General features: G+C 62.5%; 17 protein-coding genes. 12 read left to right on the top strand and 5 right to left on the bottom strand.

Annotated elements, in window-relative coordinates; all coding sequences use genetic code 11:
• Positions 1-4 precede the first annotated feature (4 nt).
• Positions 5-1,009, bottom strand: a complete 1,005-nt coding sequence (locus ACE3OA_RS06525; RefSeq protein WP_374309117.1) for a GlxA family transcriptional regulator — start codon at positions 1,007-1,009, stop codon at positions 5-7.
• Positions 1,010-1,397: 388 nt separating this feature from the next.
• On the opposite strand from ACE3OA_RS06525, the gene ACE3OA_RS06520 reads away from it, so the two are divergent.
• From ACE3OA_RS06520 to ACE3OA_RS06495, 6 genes are all read left to right on the top strand, one after another.
• Positions 1,398-2,651, top strand: coding sequence for a sarcosine oxidase subunit beta family protein (locus tag ACE3OA_RS06520; protein ID WP_374309115.1), 1,254 nt, complete (start codon positions 1,398-1,400; stop codon positions 2,649-2,651).
• A gap of 22 nt (positions 2,652-2,673) precedes the next feature.
• Positions 2,674-2,964: a sarcosine oxidase subunit delta gene (locus tag ACE3OA_RS06515; RefSeq protein ID WP_374309113.1), complete on the top strand. Its 291-nt coding sequence runs from the start codon at positions 2,674-2,676 to the stop codon at positions 2,962-2,964.
• 1 nt (position 2,965) lies between these two features.
• Positions 2,966-5,980, top strand: a complete 3,015-nt coding sequence (locus tag ACE3OA_RS06510) for a sarcosine oxidase subunit alpha (protein WP_374309111.1) — start codon at positions 2,966-2,968, stop codon at positions 5,978-5,980.
• Positions 5,973-6,584, top strand: a complete 612-nt coding sequence (locus tag ACE3OA_RS06505; RefSeq protein ID WP_374309109.1) for a sarcosine oxidase subunit gamma — start codon at positions 5,973-5,975, stop codon at positions 6,582-6,584. The genes ACE3OA_RS06510 and ACE3OA_RS06505 overlap by 8 nt, the downstream gene beginning before the upstream one ends.
• 178 nt (positions 6,585-6,762) lie before the next feature.
• Complete coding sequence (locus tag ACE3OA_RS06500) at positions 6,763-7,650, top strand: DMT family transporter (protein WP_374309107.1); 888 nt, start codon at positions 6,763-6,765, stop codon at positions 7,648-7,650.
• Positions 7,647-8,588, top strand: a complete 942-nt coding sequence (locus ACE3OA_RS06495) for a DMT family transporter (protein ID WP_374309105.1) — start codon at positions 7,647-7,649, stop codon at positions 8,586-8,588. Before ACE3OA_RS06500 ends, ACE3OA_RS06495 begins: the two co-directional genes overlap by 4 nt.
• 6 nt (positions 8,589-8,594) lie before the next feature.
• Here ACE3OA_RS06495 and can read toward each other — a convergent pair whose 3' ends face one another.
• On the bottom strand, positions 8,595-9,254 hold the full coding sequence (gene can, locus ACE3OA_RS06490; protein WP_374309103.1) for a carbonate dehydratase: 660 nt from the start codon (positions 9,252-9,254) through the stop codon (positions 8,595-8,597).
• A gap of 99 nt (positions 9,255-9,353) precedes the next feature.
• Here can and ACE3OA_RS06485 point away from each other — a divergent pair, with 99 nt between their 5' ends.
• From ACE3OA_RS06485 to ACE3OA_RS06475, 3 genes are all read left to right on the top strand, one after another.
• Positions 9,354-9,920 (top strand): septation protein A, encoded by a 567-nt coding sequence (locus tag ACE3OA_RS06485; protein ID WP_374309101.1) that lies wholly within the window; start codon positions 9,354-9,356, stop codon positions 9,918-9,920.
• An 8-nt stretch (positions 9,921-9,928) separates the two neighbouring features.
• Positions 9,929-10,699: a sulfite exporter TauE/SafE family protein gene (locus ACE3OA_RS06480; protein WP_374309099.1), complete on the top strand. Its 771-nt coding sequence runs from the start codon at positions 9,929-9,931 to the stop codon at positions 10,697-10,699.
• Positions 10,700-10,766: 67 nt separating this feature from the next.
• On the top strand, positions 10,767-11,285 hold the full coding sequence (locus ACE3OA_RS06475; protein ID WP_374309097.1) for a PAS domain-containing protein: 519 nt from the start codon (positions 10,767-10,769) through the stop codon (positions 11,283-11,285).
• Positions 11,286-11,315: 30 nt separating this feature from the next.
• Here the strand turns inward: ACE3OA_RS06475 and ACE3OA_RS06470 are convergent, their stop codons facing one another.
• Together ACE3OA_RS06470 and ACE3OA_RS06465 are read right to left on the bottom strand one after the other, a co-directional pair.
• A complete protein-coding gene (locus tag ACE3OA_RS06470) occupies positions 11,316-11,804 on the bottom strand; it encodes a murein L,D-transpeptidase family protein (RefSeq protein WP_374309095.1) in 489 nt (162 codons plus the stop codon).
• A gap of 122 nt (positions 11,805-11,926) precedes the next feature.
• The gene (locus ACE3OA_RS06465) at positions 11,927-13,504 is read right to left on the bottom strand and encodes a trimethylamine methyltransferase family protein (RefSeq protein ID WP_374309093.1); all 1,578 of its coding nucleotides are present in this window, start codon (positions 13,502-13,504) and stop codon (positions 11,927-11,929) included.
• A gap of 367 nt (positions 13,505-13,871) precedes the next feature.
• Between ACE3OA_RS06465 and ACE3OA_RS06460 the strand changes: the two genes are divergently transcribed.
• Positions 13,872-16,433 (top strand): FAD-dependent oxidoreductase, encoded by a 2,562-nt coding sequence (locus ACE3OA_RS06460; protein ID WP_374309091.1) that lies wholly within the window; start codon positions 13,872-13,874, stop codon positions 16,431-16,433.
• A 133-nt stretch (positions 16,434-16,566) separates the two neighbouring features.
• Positions 16,567-16,902 carry a hypothetical protein gene (locus ACE3OA_RS06455; protein ID WP_374309089.1) on the top strand — a complete coding sequence of 112 codons (336 nt, stop codon included), beginning with the start codon at positions 16,567-16,569 and terminating at the stop codon, positions 16,900-16,902.
• Between the two features lie 111 nt (positions 16,903-17,013).
• Here the strand turns inward: ACE3OA_RS06455 and ACE3OA_RS06450 are convergent, their stop codons facing one another.
• Positions 17,014-17,508 carry a cytochrome b gene (locus ACE3OA_RS06450; RefSeq protein ID WP_374309087.1) on the bottom strand — a complete coding sequence of 165 codons (495 nt, stop codon included), beginning with the start codon at positions 17,506-17,508 and terminating at the stop codon, positions 17,014-17,016.
• Positions 17,509-17,660: 152 nt separating this feature from the next.
• Between ACE3OA_RS06450 and ACE3OA_RS06445 the strand changes: the two genes are divergently transcribed.
• A complete protein-coding gene (locus ACE3OA_RS06445; RefSeq protein WP_374309085.1) occupies positions 17,661-18,224 on the top strand; it encodes a GNAT family N-acetyltransferase in 564 nt (187 codons plus the stop codon).
• Positions 18,225-18,516 lie beyond the last annotated feature (292 nt).

Here is an 18,516-nt window from a genome sequence, read left to right as displayed (position 1 = left end):
TCGGTCAGGCGGCGACGCTGCCCAGTTGCACGCGCGGTGCGGCATTGGGCGTCGCCCGCTCGCGGCGCGGCGTCTTGCCGAAGAAATCCCGATAGCATTTCGAGAAATGCGAAGCCGAAACGAAGCCACAGGCCAGCGCCACGTCGATCACCGACATGTTGGTCTGCAGCAGCAGCAGGCGCGCCCGGTGCAGGCGCAATTCGACATAGTATCGCGCTGGCGAGCGATGCAGGTATTTGGCGAACAACCTCTCCATCTGCCGGCTGGAGAGGCCGGCCGCATCGGCCAGCTCCGCCCGGTCAAGCGGTTCTTCCAGATTGGCTTCCATCTGCTGGATGACCTGGATGAGCTTGGGGTGCCGCACGCCGAGGCGCGCCGTCAGCGCCATGCGCTGATGGTCGTGGCGGTCGCGAATACGCTCATGGATGAACTGTTCTGAAACCGCCGCCGCCAGTTCATGGCCGTGCTGCTGGGAAATCAGGTTGAGCATCATGTCGAGAGCCGCCGTGCCGCCTGAACAGGTGAAACGATTGCGGTCGATCTCGAAGAGTTCGGATGTCGTTTCGATCTCGGGGAAGTTCTCGGCAAAGCTGGCGAGGTTTTCCCAATGGATGGTGCAGCGATAGCCGTTGAGCATGTTGGCTTTGGCGAGGATATGCGCCCCGGTGCAAAGCGCCCCGATGTCGGCGCCTTGCCGGTCGGCACGCCGCAAATGGGCAAAGACGTTCTTGTCCTCGTAAAGATGGCCATCGACGCCGCTGCACAGCACGATGGTCTCGTATTTGACGATCAGCTCGACCGGGCCTTCGGGCGTCAGGGGGATGCCGTTCGAGGCGGCGACAGCCTTGCCGTCGGACGAGAAGAGATGCCAGCGATAGAGTTCCTTGCCGGCTACACGGTTGGCGAGCCGCAACGGTTCGACCGCCGAGGTAAAAGCGATCATCGAGAAGTTGGGCACCAGCAGGAAGGCGATTTCCTGGGGCAGTTTCACCGGCAAATCACCGAACACGTCAGCATTCCCCCTATTGAGTGAGTTCAGCGAAAATCGAAGCGAGGGAAATATCTTATTTCCGACATGTCGTCCACAGGCAAAATGGCGCGCATGCGACATTGATTGAACCTGTCGGTCAGGAAATCAGTCATTTCCGCCAATACGCCAATTTCTTGTAATGACGTACGAATAATAGCTGCAACCCTAGCGGCCCTGAGGTTTTGTGGGCGAAAATGTCAAAAGGCTATGAAATGTGGCAGCTTGACCCAGGGCGTTAACGCGACATTAGATGGCGCGCGATCGGCGGATTCGGGCGTGTTGCCCTGGCATCATCCGGCACCGTAAGAAGGCGCACGACCCCATTTGCGCGACAGCTTTTCGGGGAAACCCCCAAATCGGGATTGCTATGAAGCAGAACTATTCGATTTTCAGCCTGGTCCGGAACGCCCTCAGCTACCACCAGGGCTGGCAGGAGGCCTGGCGCAGCCCGGCGCCGAAGCCGGAATACGATGTCATCATCATCGGCGGCGGCGGCCATGGTTTGGCGACAGCCTATTACCTGGCCAAGGAACACGGCATCACCAATGTCGCTGTGGTGGAAAAGGGCTGGCTCGGCGGCGGCAATACCGGCCGCAACACGACCATCGTGCGATCGAACTATCTCTGGGATGAATCGGCGCATCTCTACGAACATTCGCTGAAACTGTTCGAAGGCCTGACGCAGGATCTCAACTACAACGTCATGTTCAGCCAGCGCGGCCTGATGAACCTCGCGCATACGCAGCATGACATGCAGGCCCTGCGCCGCCGCGTCTACGCCATCCAATTGAACGGCATCGACAGCGAAATCCTGACGCCGGAGCAGATCAAGGAAATGGTGCCGATCCTCGATTGTTCGGCGAAGGCACGCTATCCGATCATGGGCGCTTCGCTGCAGCGCCGCGGCGGTGTCGCCCGCCATGACGCCGTCGCCTGGGGCTTTGCCCGCAAGGCCGATGAGCGCGGCGTCGACATCCTGCAGAATACCGAAGTGACCGGGTTCAAGATCGTCAACGGTGTCGTGAAGGGCGTCGAGACGACACGCGGCTTCATCGGCGGCAAGAAGGTCGGCATTGTCGTGGCCGGCCATTCCGGCGTGATGGCGGGCCTGGCCGGCTTCCGCCTGCCGGTCGAGAGCCACCCGCTGCAGGCGCTCGTCTCCGAGCCGATCAAGCCAGTCCTCAACACGGTGGTCATGTCGCCGCAGGTCCACGTCTATGTCAGCCAGTCCGACAAGGGCGAATTGGTACTGGGGGCCGGCATCGACGCCTATACGTCCTACGCGCAGGTCGGTTCGCCCTTCATCATCGAGAACCAGCTCAACGCGCTGACGGACCTCTTCCCCTGCTTCGGCCGCCTGCGCATGCTGCGCCAGTGGGGCGGCATCGTCGACACCTGCCCCGACGCCTCGCCCATCATCGGCAAGACGCCGGTCGAGAACCTGTTCATCAACTGCGGCTGGGGTACCGGCGGCTTCAAGGCGACGCCGGGGTCCGGCAACGTCTTTGCGCACACCATCGCGCGCGGCGAGCCGCATCCCTTGGCCCTGCCGTTTGCGCTGGAGCGCTTCACGACGGGCTATCTCATCGACGAACACGGCGCCGCCGGCGTCGCGCACTAATTCAAGCAGACGAGACAATCAGATGCTTCTCATCTCCTGCCCCTATTGCGGTCCCCGCGACGAGCATGAGTTCGCTTACGGCCACGAGGCGCATATCGCGCGCCCGACGCTCGAACAGCAGAACACCATGACCGACGCCGAATGGGCCGATTACCTGTTCATGCGCAAGAACCCGAAGGGCGTCCATTTCGAACGCTGGGTGCACAGCCGCGGCTGCCGCCAATGGTTCAACGTCGCGCGCCATACGGTGACGCACGAAATCATCAAGGTTTACAAGATGGGCGAGCCTGCCCCGAAGCTGGAGCAGAAGTAACATGAGCGCGCAGAAGAACCGCGTCGCCACCGGTGGCCGCATCGACCGCTCGAAACCCGTCCGCTTCACCTTCGACGGCAAGACTTATTATGGCTATCAGGGCGACAGCCTGGCCTCCGCCCTCCTCGCCAATGGCGTGACGCTGGTCGGGCGGTCGTTCAAGTACCACCGTCCGCGCGGCATCCTGACCGCGGGTGCCGAAGAGCCCAATGCGCTGGTCGAAGTCGGTACCGGCGCCTATCGCGAACCCAACACGCGGGCGCCGCAGGTCGAACTCTATGACGGCCTCGTCACCACCAGCCAGAATCGCTGGCCGAGCCTCGATTTCGATATCGGCGCCATCAATTCCATCGGCAGCCGTTTCATTCCGTCGGGCTTCTATTACAAGACCTTCAAATGGCCGAAAGACGGCTGGATGTTCTATGAAAAGTTCATCCGCCGCGCTGCCGGTCTTGGCACCGGGTCGACCGAGACCGATCCCGATCGCTATGACAAGGTCTATGGCCATTGCGACGTGATGGTCGTCGGCGGCGGTCCCGCCGGTCTTGCCGCGGCCCTGGCTGCCGGCCGCGCCGGCGCGCGCGTCGTGCTCTGCGACGAGCAATCGGAACTGGGTGGCTCGCTGCTTTCCGAACGCGACCGCACCATCGACGGCAAGCCGGCGGCGGAATGGGTCGAGGCCGCGAAGGCCGAGCTCGCTTCGATGCCGGAAGTCCGCGTGCTGACCCGCACCACGGCGTTCGCCTATCTCGACGCCAACATGCTGAGCCTCGTCGAACGAGTGACCGATCATCTCGGCCCCACCGCGACCGGCCCGCGCCAGCGCCTGTGGCGCATCCGCGCCAAGGAAGTGATCCTGGCGACCGGCGCCATCGAACGGCCGCTGGTCTACAGCGACAATGACCGCCCGGGCTGCATGCTGGCCTCGGCCGCGCGCACCTATGTCAACCGCTATGGTGCGGCCCCCGGCCAGCGCGTCGTCATCATGACCAACAACGACACCGCTTATCAGGTGGCGCTCGACCTCAGCGCTGCCGGCGTGTCGGTTGCCGCGGTCGTCGATCTGCGCGCCAACCCGACCGGTGCATTGCCGCAGGCGGCCCGCGCCAAGGGCATCGAGGTCATCGACAATTCGGCGATCACCCAGGTCAAGGGCACCAAGCAGGTGCGCGAGGTCGAGGTCCAATCGCTGACCAGCGATGGCAACGGCGTGGTGGGTTCCGCCCGCCACCTCTATTGCGACACGGTGCTGAGCTCGGGCGGCTGGCAGCCGACCGTGCATCTCCATTCGCAGACCCGCGCCAAGGTCGTTTGGGATGATGGCATCCAGGCCTTCATCCCGGGTCCGATCATGCCGGGTCAGAACAATCGTTCGGTCGGTGCGGCGCGCGGTCTCTTCGGCCTTGATGCAGGCCTCAGGGAAGGCCATCAGGCCGGCGCCGAGGCGGCGGCCAAGTTCGGCTTCAGCAACGTCACCGGCAATGCGCCGAGCGCGGAGGCCGAACCGGAATCCCAGCCGCTGCGGTCGCTGTGGATCGTGCCGTCCAATGTGCCGGTGGGCCAGGGCGGCAAGCATTTCGTCGACTACCAGAACGACGTCACCGCCGCTGACGTGAAGCTGGCGCACCGCGAAGGCTATCAGTCGGTCGAGCATCTGAAGCGCTATACCACAATGGGCATGGCGACCGACCAGGGCAAGACCAGCAACGTCAATGCGCTGGCCATCATGGCGGGCCTCAAGAACGTCACGATCCCGGAAGTCGGCACCACGACTTTCCGCCCGCCCTACACGCCGGTCACCTTCGGCGTGTTCGCGGGTTCGGACAAGGGCGACTTCCTCGACCCCATCCGCAAGACGCCGCTGCATCAATGGCACGCTGATCATGGTGCGCCGTTCGAATGCGTCGGCCAATGGCACCGCGCCTGGTACTATCCCAAGGCCGGCGAGGACATGCACGCCGCCGTCAATCGCGAGGTGAAGGCGACCCGTGATTCCGTAGGCATCGTCGATGCCTCGACACTGGGCAAGATCGACATCCAGGGCCCCGACGCCGCCTGGTTCCTCAACATGGTCTATACCAACGCCTGGACCAAGCTGGAGCCCGGCAAATGCCGCTACGGCTTCATGTGCGGCGAAGACGGCATGGTGTTCGATGACGGCGTCACCAGCCGCATTTCGGAAAACCATTTCCACATGACCACCACCACCGGCGGCGCGCCCCGCGTGCTGAGCTGGCTGGAGGAATGGCACCAGTGCGAATGGCCGGACAAGAAGGTCTATTTCACCAGCGTCACCGAACAATGGGCGGTGATCGCACTCAACGGCCCGAACTCGCGTAAAGTTCTGGAGAAGGTCGTCGAAGGAACGGATCTTTCCGAAGAAGCCTTCCCCTTCATGACCTGGCGCGATTGCACCGTGGCCGGCGTCAAGGCCCGCATCTTCCGCATCAGCTTCACGGGCGAACTGTCCTACGAAGTCAACGTACCGCCGAGCTTTGCGCTGCATGTGTGGCGGGCACTGATGACGGCGGGTGAGGAATTCAACATCACCCCCTATGGCACCGAAGCGCTGCACGTGCTGCGCGCCGAGAAGGGCTTCGTCATCGTCGGCCAGGAAACCGACGGCACCATGACGCCGCAGGATCTGGGCTTCGAATGGATCATCGGCAAGGCCAAGCCCGACTTCATCGGCCGCCGCTCGCATCTCCGCTCGGACACCAAGCGGCCGGACCGCAAGCATCTCGTCGGTCTCCTCACCGAGAACCCGAAGGATGTGCTGGCCGAAGGCGCCCAGGTCGTCGAGCATGTCAAAGACAAGCCGCCGATGACCATGATCGGGCATGTGACGTCGAGCTATTGGAGCCCGAACGCCAATCGCTCGATCGCGATGGCGGTCATCAAGAACGGCCGCAACCGCATGGGCCAGACGGTCTACCTGCCCTATGAAGGCAAGGTGATCGCGGCCAAGATCACGAAACCGACCTTCCTTGAGGATGGAGCCCCCGCCAATGGCTGATGCCTATACCCGCCGCAGCGCGCTGCAGCATTTCGGCCTGACCGCCGCCGCCGCCAAAAGCGACGCTGCCGGCGCCGACCTCGTCATCGGCGAATCCGCCCACCGCGCCATCGTGAACATCCGTGGCGATGGCGGCGAGGCCTTCAAGGCCGCGGTCAAATCGGTGACCGGTGTCGACCTGCCGGTGACGCCGAACACGACCGCCAAGGCCGGCGATTTCCGCATCCTGTGGTTGGGTCCGACCGAATGGTGGGTCGTCACCACGGGCGGCACGGAAGAGAAGCTGGTGGCCGATCTGCGCCAAGCCTTCAACGGCCAGCATGCCGCCGTGATCGACGTTTCGGAAAGCCGCACCGTCATCACGCTGTCCGGGCCCGCCGCCCGCGACGTGCTGGCGCGTGGGTGCAGTCTCGATCTCCATCCGCGCGCCTTCGGCCCCGGCCAATGCGCGCAGACCGGCCTGACCAAGGCCAACATCATGCTGGACCAGATCGACGGGACGCCGAGCTTCGACGTCTATGTGCTGAAAAGCTTTGCCGATTATCTGTGGCAATGGCTGGGCCTCATCGGCCGCGACTTCAAATTCGCCATCCGCGCCCACTGACCTTCGGGCGAAATATGACGGAACGAGGGCCGCTGCAACAGCGGCCCTTTTTCTTTGTTGCTGCAGGGGCGAAGGAAAGCGCCGCATGAGGGGGACGCGTTAATAGGGGGCCTCGCGCGCGCTTGCCCATGTTATCCAATTGGGCAATTCGTGCAGAAATTACCCTCGCGTGTCCCCGATGACCCCGCCAACCACCAAGGCCCTCTATCGCGCCATGCTGTTCATGGCCTTCGGCGTGTTCTGGTTCTCCGTGCTGGACGCGGTGACCAAGCAGCTGACGGAGGGGTACGGCACCTGGCAGATCAGCGCCACCTCGCGCATCATCACCCTCGCCGTGATGACGGTCATGGTCCTGCAGCGCCATCGCAGCGTCTTGGTGCTGCGCAGCAGTTTCATCAAGACACACATGCTGCGCTCGCTGTTCATCGTCGCCACCACCTGGACCTTCTTTGAGTGCCTCCGCTACCTGGAACTTGCCGACGCCATCGCCATCGCCTTTGCGGCCCCGCTCTTCATCACCGCGATGTCCGGCCCGGTCCTGGGTGAAAATGTCGGCTGGCGCCGCTGGACGGCTGTCGTCGTCGGTTTTGTCGGTGTGATCGTGGCGGTTGAGCCGGGACGTCATGGCGTCAGCTGGGGCGCCCTGCTCGCCCTCATCGCCGCCATCACCTACGCCATCGGTCAGCTGTGGCTGAGGCCGCTTGCCGGGCGCGAACAGGGTCACAATATCGTCTTCTACGGCACGCTGTTCAGCGGCCTCATCGTCCTCGGCCCGGCCATTTATGAATGGAAGTGGCCGGTCAATGCCTTCGACTGGATGCTGTTCTTGGTGCAGGGCAGCTGCAGCACGCTCGGCCAGATCTGCATGGTGCGCGCCTTTCGCGTTGGCGAGGCCTCGCTGCTGGCTCCTTTGGAATATACCGCCCTCGTCTGGGCCGGGCTCTTCGGCTATCTCTTCTGGGGCGACCTGCCGACCCTGCAGGTCCTTGTCGGCGCCGTGATCATCATCGGCGCCAGCCTCTATATCGCGCGCCGCGAAGCCATCAAGCGCGGCGCAGCTTCATGACAGCTGGTGCACCAAAGCATCTCTCCGCCGCCGGCGCCATGTTCTTCATGGCGCTGGGCGTCCTGCTGTTCGGCGTCGCGGATGCCAGCGTCAAATGGCTGACCAGCGGCTACGGCACCTGGCAGATCCTGGCCGTCGGGCGCATGCCGGCATTGATCGTCGCCATCGGCCTCACCTGGCGCGCGACCGGCAGCCCGTTCAAGGTGAAGACCGCGCATTTCCGTTTCCATGCCATGCGCAGCATCCTCATCATGCTGACGGGCTACACGTTCTTTGAAGGGCTGCGGTTTCTGCCGCTCGTCGATTGCATCGCCATCGCCTTTGCCGCCCCGCTGTTCGTCACCGCTCTCTCCGGACCGCTGATCGGCGAAAGTGTGGGATTTCGGCGCTGGATGGCGGTCGGCGTCGGTTTTGTCGGCGTTGTCATCGCCCTCATCGCGGCGCCGCGCAGCGATGGCAGCTTCATCAGCCATCTCAATTTCGGCGCCGTCCTGGTGCTGATTTCGGCCTTCTTCTACTCCCTCACCCTCATCACGCTGCGGCGCATATCGGGCAAGGACAGTTCGCACAACATCCTGTTCCATACCTCGACCGCGACGCTGATCGTCGTCTGCCCGTTGGCTGCCATGGACTGGCATTGGCCGACCGGAGCCGACTGGGCCGTACTGCTGCTGCAGGGCGGCAGTTCGGCGGTGGCGCAACTGTGCATGATCAAGGCCTTCCGCAGCGGCGAAGCATCGATGCTGGCCCCGATCGAGTACACCGCTCTCATCTGGGCAGCTTTCTTCGGCTGGTCGATCTGGAACGAAATTCCGACCTTACAGACCCTGGCCGGTGCGGCGATCATCATCGCCGCCAACTTCTACATCGCCCAGCGCGAAGTGCACCATGCCAGGAAGAAGGATATCGTGCCGGAAAATCCCGTGCTCCCGGAATAGCAGGAGCTAAAAGCTCGGCGTCTCTTCGAAAGAGAGCATCTGGTAGATGGCGTCGAGATCGTGGACGCCGTCGGCCCAGAAATCGAGGTCGCGCAGACGCCCGTCGCGGACCGAATAGGCCCAGCCGTGGACGCTCAAAGGCTGGCCGGATTTCCAGGCGCTCTGCACGATGGTCGTGTGGCAGATGTTGCGCACCTGCTGGCGCACATTCATCTCGCACAGCATGTTGAGGCGCTTCTCGACATTGGGCTCCGCTTCCAGCATGTCGGAATTGGCGGAATAGATATCCTTGATTTGCCGCAGCCAGTTGTCGATGAGGCCAAGCTCGGTATTGCCCATGGCCGCCCGGACACCGCCGCAGCCGTAATGGCCGCAGACGATGATGTGCTCGACCTTCAGCACGTTGACCGCGAACTCGAGCACCGACAGGCAATTGGTGTCGATGTGATAGACGAGGTTGGCGATGTTACGGTGGACGAAAATCTCGCCCGGCGGCAGGTCGAGAATCTGGTTCGCCGGGACGCGTGCATCCGAACAGCCGATCCAGAAATATTTGGGCGCCTGCTGCTCGGCGAGGCGGTTGAAATAGTCGGGGTCCGCCGCGACCTGGCGTTCGGCCCACCTACGGTTGCGCTGGAAGATCTCGTTATGGGTCTTTTCGGACATGAGCTGGCCCTGGACGTGAAAATTGCCTGGGACTAGGCAGAATGCTGGACCTCGCATACCATGCCGCACTGCATCAGAACAATAGGACCAACTCGTCTCATGGCCGGCGCATCCTCCCCTAAAGGTATCAAATATCTGGTCGATTTCGGCCCGCTAGCGGTCTTTTTCGTGGCTTACAAGCTCGATGGCCTGATGACCGCCACCTTGGCCCTGGTGGTCGCCACGGTGATTGCCCTGGCGCTGGCCTATGCCGCCACGCGCCGCATTGCGTTGATGCCGCTCATCACCGCCATCGTCGTGGTCATTTTCGGCGGCCTCACCCTGTGGCTGCAGGACAAGACCTTCATCAAGATGAAGCCCACCATCGTGCAGGGGATATTTGCCATCGTCCTCTTCGGCGGCCTGATCCTGAAGCGCCCGACGCTGCAATATGTGATGGGCGAGGCCCTGAAACTCACCGACACCGGCTGGCGGCAACTGACCTTCCGCTTCGCCCTCTTCTTCACGTTCATGGCGATCCTCAACGAGATCGTCTGGCGCAACGTGTCCGAAGACCTTTGGATCGACTTCAAGGTGTTCGGCATTTTCGGCCTCACCATCCTCTTCAGCCTCAGCCAAATGCCGCTCATGAAGCGGCACATGGTCGAGACGACCGAGCAGGCCTGACCGGCCCCGTGACCGCCGCAGCCCTTATGGCCCTGCTGCCGGATATGAGTGCCGGCGCTGCCGCCTTGGTTTTCGGCACGGTCTTCCTCGCCGGCTTCCTGCGCGGCTTCACCGGATTCGGCTTCGCCCTCGCCGCCGTGCCGGTGATCACGCTGTTTGTCGAACCCGCCGCCGTCGTCCCTTCCATTCCGATCGTCGCCATGGTGGCGGGGGCCGAGCAATTGCGCCGCGCCTGGAAGACCGCCAATTGGCATGCAATTCAGCGCCTGCTAATTGGCGCCGTGCTGGGCGCCCCCTTTGGCGTCCTCGCCCTCACTTATCTGCCGGCCAATGCCATGCGTGTGATGATCGGCCTGGTCCTGCTTTTCGCCGTACTCGCCCTCTGGCGCGGCTACCGTTTCAAGCAACGACCAGCGACCAGCGCGCAGGTCGGCATCGGCTTTGCCTCTGGCCTCCTCAACGGCGCCACCGCCATGGGCGGGCCGCCGGTCATCCTCTTTTTCCTCGCCTCACCGGAAGGCGTTGCCATCGGCCGCGCCTCCCTGCTGGTCTATTTCTTCTTCATTTCCGCCTGGAGCATCGTCACGCAGACAGTCGCGGGACTGATCGACCTCAAGGTCGTGGTGCTGGCCCTGCTCATGATTCCCGTCATGGCCGTCGGCAATCTGATCGGCGATCGGCTGTTCGCCCGCGCCAAGGCGGGGACCTATCAGCGCATCGCGCTCGGTTTCCTGCTGCTGATCGCGGTTCTCGCCATCCTGCGCGCATTTCTTGGATGACATTGCCCCAAGGTGGACGGCTCATCCTGGAGTTGGTAGCCTTCGCAGCGTCATCAGGAGTGCATGCGTGACAGAGCGCAAGGACAGGATCATCGGGCCGGAAGGCAATATCTTGGGCGCCGGCGACAAGCTGCCTTGCGAGCTGGCCATGGCCCGCGCCAGCAATGAATCCCGCCAGGTCTATGATGCCTGGTACGCCCTCTGCCGCGGCGACCGATTGCCGAGCCTCGCGGATTGGGATGCGGCTGAGCTGGTGACGGAGCTGCAATCCAGCCTCCTGGTCGTCGAAATCCTGCCCGAGACGGAGAATTATCGCTACCTGCGCCTCGGCCCCAGGGCAGCAAAGCTCCGCGGTTACGACCCCACCGGCAAGACCGTCCGCGACATCTATCAAGGCGACGCACTCGACTTCGTTCTCGAGAATTACGCGCTCGCCATTGCCAATCCCAGCGGTATCGTCGACTTCTCCATCGACGTCGTACCCGACGCCCATTCGATGGAACTGGAGACCCTTTTTCTACCCCTGGCCGACGATCACAAGACGCCGAGCCATGTGCTGGTCTATGGCCACTACATTACGAAATGATCTCCGCGTGAGAACGTGACGTTCGCGCGTTCAAGGCACGATTGTCACGGCGGTGCCGTCCGGCACCAGGCGCCACACTTCCTCGATCTCGGCATCGTCGAGCGCTACACAGCCTAACGTCCAATCGACCTTCGGCGCGATCCTGAACGGGTAGTAGTTGGGCAAACCATGGATAAAGATATCGCCGCCCGTCGGCACGCCCAGCGCGGCGCTTGCCATCCGGTCCGCTGCATTCGGATAGCTGATGTGAAGAGCGAGGTGATAGGCGCTGTCGGCCTTGCGGAAATCGATCACGTAATGGCCCTCCGGCGTCCGCTGATCGCCTTCCTGCCGCTTGGCGCCCTCGGGATTTCCGCCTAGGGCAACTTGATAACTCCGGATGACAACACCCTCGCGGCGCAATTCAAGGCGCCGTTCCGACTTGTCGATGAAGACGAGATCAGCAACCTTCTCTTCAGCCCCACCAGCCATCGGGCAAAGGCAGATCGCGATAGAGATGGAGAAGGTGAAGATGCGCATGCGCCAGGGATAGGCGGCGCCTGTGGCTCGGTGATGGCGACATTGTGGCCGAAAATGGAAAGGGCGCCCCCCTTCATCAGATGAAACTGGGGCGCCCTTTCTACTTCTATGCTATCCGTTGATCAGACGTTGCTGTCCGGGGTCGCCGCCTTCTTCTTGGCGATGAACTCCTGCAGCGCCTCGTCGATCGCCGGATCGAGCGTCGGGGCCTCGTATTCCGACAGCATGCGCTTGTAGATCTTGTTGGCACGCTGGGCGGCGTCGAGGCCGCCTTCGGCTTCCCACTGCTCGAACGAGTTGTTGTCGGCGATGTTGGAGCGGTAGAACGCCGTCTCGAAATTGGCCTGGGTATGCGCGCAGCCCAGGAAATGGCTGCCCGGACCCACTTCGCGGATGGCGTCGAGCGCCTGGCCGTTCTCGGAGAGATCGATGCCTTTGGCCAGCGTCTGCATCATGCCGAGCTGGTCGGCATCCATGATGAACTTCTCGTAGCCGGCCGAGAGACCGCCTTCGAGCCAGCCCGCACCGTGCAGCACGAAGTTGGTGCCGGCCTGGAGGGTCGGCAGCAGCGTCTGGGCGCTCTCGTAAGCAGCCTGCGCATCGGCGATCTTCGAGCCGCAGAGCGAGCCGCCGGTCCGGAACGGAATGCCGAGGCGACGGGCGAGCTGTGCGGCGGCCAGCGACACCAGGGTCGGTTCCGGCGTGCCGAAGGTCGGCGCACCCGACTGCATGGAAATCGACGACGCGAACACGCCGAAGATGACCGGCGCACCCGGATTGTAGAGCTGCGAGGTGCCGGCACCTGCCAGCACTTCCGCGAGCACCTGTGCCAGCGTGCCCGCGGCGGTGACCGGGCTCATGGCGCCGGCGAGGATGAACGGCGTCGTGATGCAGGCCTGGTTGTTGCGCGCATAGACCTTCATGGCGCCCAGCATGGTGCCGTCCCAGACCATCGGCGAGTTGGCGTTGATGAGGCTGGTGATGACCGTGTTCTTGGCGACGAAATCGGCACCGAACAGGATCTTGGCCATCTCGACCGTATCCTCGGCGCGTTCCGGCGCCGTGACCGAGCCCATGAACGGCTTATCCGAGAGCTTCATATGGCTGTAGACCATGTCGAGGTGCCGCTTGTTCACCGGCAGATCGACCGGCTCGCACACCGTGCCACCCGAATGATGGATCGAGGGCGACATATAGGCGAGCTTCACGAAATTCTGGAAGTCGGCGATGGTCGCATAGCGGCGTCCATTGTCGAGGTCGCGCACGAAGGGCGGGCCATAGACCGGCGCGAAGACCGTGGCGTTGCCGCCGATCTGGACGTTCCGCTCCGGGTTGCGGGCATGCTGGATGTACTGCTTCGGCGCCGACTTCTGCACGATCGAGCGGGCCAGGCCGCGCGGGAAATGGATGCGCGTTCCCTTCACATCGGCGCCGGCCTTTTTCCACAATTCCAACGCTTCCGGCTCATCGCGGAACTCGATGCCGACTTCCTCGAGGATCGTGTCGGCATTGCGTTCGATGATGCTGAGGCCCTCTTCGTCCAGCACCGTCACCAGCGGGATGTTGCGCACGATATAAGGGTTCTGCACGATGGTCGGCTTCTGGCGCAGCGCGCGGCGGGCGTCCGCGCCGCCGCGGGTCCGGCGGCCGGTGACCGGCTGGCCTTCCACGGCTTCGGAAGTCGATGGTGAAGTGGACATTTTCAGGCGCCTTTCCCGTGAATCAAACTAATAGACCGATGACTTATTCGTCGCCCATATCGGCACCGGAAGGGCCTTTCCTCTAGCGAAAGTGCGACAACGCCTCACCTGATCCCGCCAAATGCGCCATTGCGGAATACGTTGATTTTGCGGCCCAATAGCGCGAATTATCCTGATTGCGCCATCGCGGGTCAAACCCCGCGATTCGCCTGGGCGGGCGAGGAAAACCACAGGGAAAACAGCCGCCTAGCCCCGCTATGGCAGGGTACTTGTCGCGCCGCATTTTGCTAATGTCGCAAACAGGCGGCAATCGCTTGGCGGCCCCGCCCTATAGTCTGGCAACAATACCACTTCGGAGTAGCGGGTTATGGCTGAATTTCCATCGAAGGCGCGGGTCGTCATCGTCGGTCTGGGCGGCATCGTGGGCGCCTCGGTTGCCCATCATCTGGTCGAGCGCGGCTGGGACGACATCGTCGGCATCGACAAGTCCGGCGTTCCCACCGATATCGGCTCGACCGCCCACGCCTCCGATTTCTGCTACATGACCAGCCACGACTTCCTGTCCTGCTGGTCGTCGCTCTACTCCATCGACTTCTACAGCAAGCTCGGCCATTACGAGCGCATCGGCGGGCTTGAAGTGGCCCGTGTCGGCGACGACGGCCGCATGGACGAAATCAAGCGCAAGGTCGCCTCCGCCAAGGCCTTCGGCACCCGCGCGCGCCTGGTGAGCCCGGCCGAGATCAAGAAGAAGTTCCCGCTCATCGAGGAAGACAAGGTCCAGGGCGGCCTCTGGGACCCCGATGCCGGCCTCGTCATCCCGCGCTCGCAGACCGTCGCCGGCAAGCTGGTCGAAAAGGCTGAAAGTCAGGGGAAGCTCAAGGTCTTCGCGTACACGGCTGCGAAGTCGCTGGTAATCGAGAATGGCCGCATCAAGGGCGTCGTCACCGACCGCAGCACCATCATGGCCGATTACGTCGTCGTCTGCGCCGGCCTCTGGGGCCGCCTCATCGCCGGCATGGCGGGCGAAGATCTGCCGGTGATGCCGGTCGACCATCCCTTGTGCTTCTTCGGGCCCTATAACGAGTTCGCGAATACCGGCAAGGAGATCGGCTGGCCGCTGCTGCGCGACCAGGGCAACTCCGCCTATATGCGCGATACCGGCGATCCCACCACGGCCGAAGGCGGCATGATCGAGTGGGGCTATTACGAAGAGAAGAACCCGCGCCTCGTCCACCCGCGCGACCTCCTCGAAAAGGAGCAGGCCCGCCTCTCGCCCTCGCAGCGCGACCTCGAGATGGACCAGATCCTCGAGCCGCTTGAGCGCGCGATCGAATTGACGCCGATCCTCGCCGAGCTCGGCTATGAGGAGAAGCGCTCCTTCAATGGCCTCTTGCAGGTGACGACCGATGGCGGCCCGTCGATCGGCGAAAGCCAGAAGGTGCGCGGCCTCTGGTATGCCGTGGGCATCTGGGTCAAGGACGGCCCCGGCATGGGCAAGCTGATCGCCGATTGGATGACCGATGGCCGCACGCCGATCGATCACAACCGCATCGACTTCGCCCGCTTCTACCCGCACATGCTGGAGGAGAAGTTCATCGAAGGCCGCTGCGGCGAAGCCGCGCGCAAGATCTACAACCCGGCGGTCCATCCGCGCGAACCCTATGACACCGGCCGCAACGTCAAGCGCTCGCCCTTCTACGAACGCGAAGTGGAACTCGGCGGCTATTTCATGGAACTCGGCGGCTGGGAACGTGCCCATGGCTACAAGGCCAACGAGCATCTCCTGGAAAAATACGGCGACCGCGTGCCGGTGCGCGCCAATGAATGGGACAACCGCCATTTCTGGCGCGTCTCCAATGCCGAGCACCTTGCGATGAGCGAGGATTGCGGCATCGTCAACCTCTCGCACTTTTACATGTTCGACGTCGAAGGCCCCGACCATGTCGACCTGATGGAATGGATCTGCGCCGCCAAGATCGGCGGCGACGCCAATATCGGCAAGGGCATCTACACCCACTTCCTCGATGACGAGGGCATGGTGCGCGCCGACTTGACCGTCATCCGCATGGCCGACCGCATCCGCGTCATCGACGGCGCCGATGCGGGCCCGCGCGACTTCCACTACATCCGCCGCATGGCCGAGGATAAGGGCTACAACGTCAAGGTCACCGACGTCGCCGCCCAATACGTCACCATCGGCATCTGGGGCCCCAACGCCCGCACGACCCTGCAGAAGGTCGTCGAGGACCCGGCCGGCTTAGAGCCCGCCGCCTTCCCCTTCGCCGCCATCAAGCAGATCAAGATCGGCGGCAAGCCGGTGACCGCCTTCCGCATCTCCTATGTCGGCGAGCAGGGCTGGGAATTGCACATGCGTTACGAAGACGGCCTCGCCGTCTGGGACGCCCTGCGCTCGACCGGTGTCATGGCCTTCGGCGTCGAGACCTACGCCAACAGCCGCCGCATGGAAAAGAGCCTCCGGCTGCAGAACGCCGATCTCCTGACCGAATACAACCTCATCGAGAGCGATTTGCAGCGCCCGAAGGTCAAGGAAGCCGACTTCCGCGGCAAGGCGGCGAACATCCGTCACCGTGCGCTGCCCAACCAGGTCGCGATGCTCTGTACACTGGTGATGACGGACAATATCGACAGCAAGGGTGTCGCCCGCTACCCCGTCGGCATCCTGCCGGTCATGGACCCGGAGACGAAGCAGACCCTGGTCGACGACCTCGGCCGCCGCTCCTTCACCACCTCCATCGCCTACGGCCCCACCATCGGCAAGAACATCGCGCTCGCTTACCTGCCCTGGTCCTACTGCCAGCAGGGCCGCAAGCTCATCGTCGAATATTTCGGCGAACAATACCCGGTCGAAGTCGCGGGTGTGGGCTACAAGCCCCTCTACGACCCGGAGAATCTGAAGCCGCGTACGTAATAGTCGACCGACCACAAACTTCAAGGCCCCGCTCTAACGGCTGGGGCCTTGGCCATTTTCAATCGAAAGGAATATTAACCTACGATTAATATATTTGAGATAGTCTGGTTTTTCGTAACCAGAGAGCAATCAGATGACTCACAATTCCGTCAACGCATCCTCAGGATTTAAGGTCTTCGTCGCTTTCTTCCTGATTTCTATCTCACCAATTTTAGCGTTGCTAATCGCTATGATTTTCTCGGTAGCTCCGCAGGATGCTGTCCGTTGCATGATGGTAACCGGAGCATTGGTTGCACTTGCTCGGGCAGCCCTTGCGCTGATGGCAACAGCCAGCAGCGCCGGAGCAAAGCGCCTTGAGTGCTTGCATAAATGGCTGACCGGACCTGACGCAGCTTCGATTGATAAGTTATTGGAGTTTGGATTAATCAGTTCAGCATTCGTCGCTGCTTGGGCCGGCTTCTCCTCATAAGCAGCGGCGCTCCAAAGGAAGCCAGAGAGTAAAGCGACGAGAGCGCTCGGTACATCTGATTGCGGGATATGATTCTTGCTTCCGTAACGGCAGTCTCGCCAGCCTAGCGCCTCATCGCCCGGGCACGAACATCCGCCGCAGCGTCTCGTCCTTCAGCTTGAAGTGATGGAACAAGGCGCCCAGCACATGCAGCACGATGAAGGCGATGAAGAGCGGCTTGCCGATCTCGTGGATCTCGCCGATCTCCTCATCAACATAGACCGCGAGCAAGCCCGTCACCGGCACGGCAATGAGGAGCAGATAGAAGATGCCGTGAATGGCCTTGGCGATGAGGAGCTGCGGGCCGCTGCCGATCGGCGCCGGTGCCCCTTGCGTCACGCGCAGGATCACGCGCAGGCCGACCAGCACCAGGATGGCGATGCCGACCCAGTAATGCGCGTCGGCGAGGAACTGCTCGCTCGCGTCCGGCGTCTCGCCATGTTCAAGCGCCTCGGCGACCTCGCCCATGCTTTCGCCGAAGATCAGCTGAAAGAGAACCAGGAGCGCGATCGTCCAATGCAGGAGAATCTGCAGCCCCGAATATCCCTGTCTCATACCCTGCGCCATGTTCCATCCCCTCTTCTATCAAGCCTTCCGGCGACTCGGAGTTGAGCCCGACTATCGCCGACACGCGCCCCATAACCTTACATAGCTTGCGGTTGTCTGTCGCCCCTGCACATTTTCCTGCGAACGGTCCGCAAGCCGGAAAGAGCTCCCAAATGACGGCTCCCACCTATCCCATCGAAACCCCGCGCCTTCTTGTCCGCCCCTTTGCCGATAAGGACCTTGCGGACATGATTGCGCTCTACGCCATCCCGGAAGTTCTGCGTTACCTCTATGTCGGGAAACGGCCGGATGCAGAGGTTGCGAAGTCGCTTGCCGAGCGGAAGGCAAAGACAGCGCTCAACACCGAGGGCGACAAGATGATCCTCGCCATCGAGGAGAAAGCCTCCGGCCAATTTGTCGGTGAGGTCGTGCTTGTGTGGCTCAGCGAAACGCATCGCTCGGCGGAAGCCGGCTTCATCATCCACCCCGCCTTCCAAGGGCAAGGCTTTGCGCGCGAGGCGATCCTGCCGCTGCTCCGCTTCGGCTTCGAGGTGATGAACTTCCACCGCATCATCGGCCGCTGCGACGGGCGCAACGCCGCCTCGGCCCGGTTGATGGCGAAGCTCGGCATGCGCCAGGAGGCACATCTCATCGAGAACGAGTTCATCAAAGGCGAATGGACCGACGAACTGGCCTTCGCCCTGCTCGACCGCGAATGGTGCGCCCTCCAGGGATGAAAAAATAGCGTGACGGCGATGCAACAGCGCATGGCTGGTGCGGCGCCGGCCGAGCCGGTTATGGGCTTACCTGGTAGCCACCTCGGCTAGGCCGGCAATTTTCCTTCCCATGCAGACAGTTGCCTCGTCCCTACTGCTCTTTGAATTTGCACTTGCGAACCATTCGCAATATTGATAGCCGGATGCCATCCGCTGAATTCACACTCCCCAGCGCGGGATAACCCCTTGCAGGCGATTGATATTCTGTCGTTTTCCGGTTAGACAGCGCAGCATCAGTGTTCAATGCTGCAAC

Source organism: Dongia sp. (genome assembly GCF_041906375.1).
Taxonomy (GTDB): domain Bacteria; phylum Pseudomonadota; class Alphaproteobacteria; order Dongiales; family Dongiaceae; genus Dongia.
Note: the sequence above shows the minus strand (reverse complement) of the source record. Positions and strands in the feature narration are given on the sequence as shown.

Bases quoted from the DNA above. Each gene is read 5' to 3' on its own strand.
- ACE3OA_RS06520 (WP_374309115.1), top strand. From the start codon at position 1,398: ATGAAGCAGAACTATTCGATTTTCAGCCTGGTCCGGAACGCCCTCAGC.
- ACE3OA_RS06515 (WP_374309113.1), top strand. From the start codon at position 2,674: ATGCTTCTCATCTCCTGCCCCTATTGCGGTCCCCGCGACGAGCATGAG.
- ACE3OA_RS06510 (WP_374309111.1), top strand. From the start codon at position 2,966: ATGAGCGCGCAGAAGAACCGCGTCGCCACCGGTGGCCGCATCGACCGC.
- ACE3OA_RS06505 (WP_374309109.1), top strand. From the start codon at position 5,973: ATGGCTGATGCCTATACCCGCCGCAGCGCGCTGCAGCATTTCGGCCTG.
- ACE3OA_RS06500 (WP_374309107.1), top strand. From the start codon at position 6,763: ATGACCCCGCCAACCACCAAGGCCCTCTATCGCGCCATGCTGTTCATG.
- ACE3OA_RS06495 (WP_374309105.1), top strand. From the start codon at position 7,647: ATGACAGCTGGTGCACCAAAGCATCTCTCCGCCGCCGGCGCCATGTTC.
- can (WP_374309103.1), bottom strand. From the start codon at position 9,254: ATGTCCGAAAAGACCCATAACGAGATCTTCCAGCGCAACCGTAGGTGG.
- ACE3OA_RS06485 (WP_374309101.1), top strand. From the start codon at position 9,354: ATGGCCGGCGCATCCTCCCCTAAAGGTATCAAATATCTGGTCGATTTC.
- ACE3OA_RS06470 (WP_374309095.1), bottom strand. From the start codon at position 11,804: ATGCGCATCTTCACCTTCTCCATCTCTATCGCGATCTGCCTTTGCCCG.
- ACE3OA_RS06465 (WP_374309093.1), bottom strand. From the start codon at position 13,504: ATGTCCACTTCACCATCGACTTCCGAAGCCGTGGAAGGCCAGCCGGTC.
- ACE3OA_RS06460 (WP_374309091.1), top strand. From the start codon at position 13,872: ATGGCTGAATTTCCATCGAAGGCGCGGGTCGTCATCGTCGGTCTGGGC.
- ACE3OA_RS06455 (WP_374309089.1), top strand. From the start codon at position 16,567: ATGACTCACAATTCCGTCAACGCATCCTCAGGATTTAAGGTCTTCGTC.
- ACE3OA_RS06450 (WP_374309087.1), bottom strand. From the start codon at position 17,508: ATGGCGCAGGGTATGAGACAGGGATATTCGGGGCTGCAGATTCTCCTG.
- ACE3OA_RS06445 (WP_374309085.1), top strand. From the start codon at position 17,661: ATGACGGCTCCCACCTATCCCATCGAAACCCCGCGCCTTCTTGTCCGC.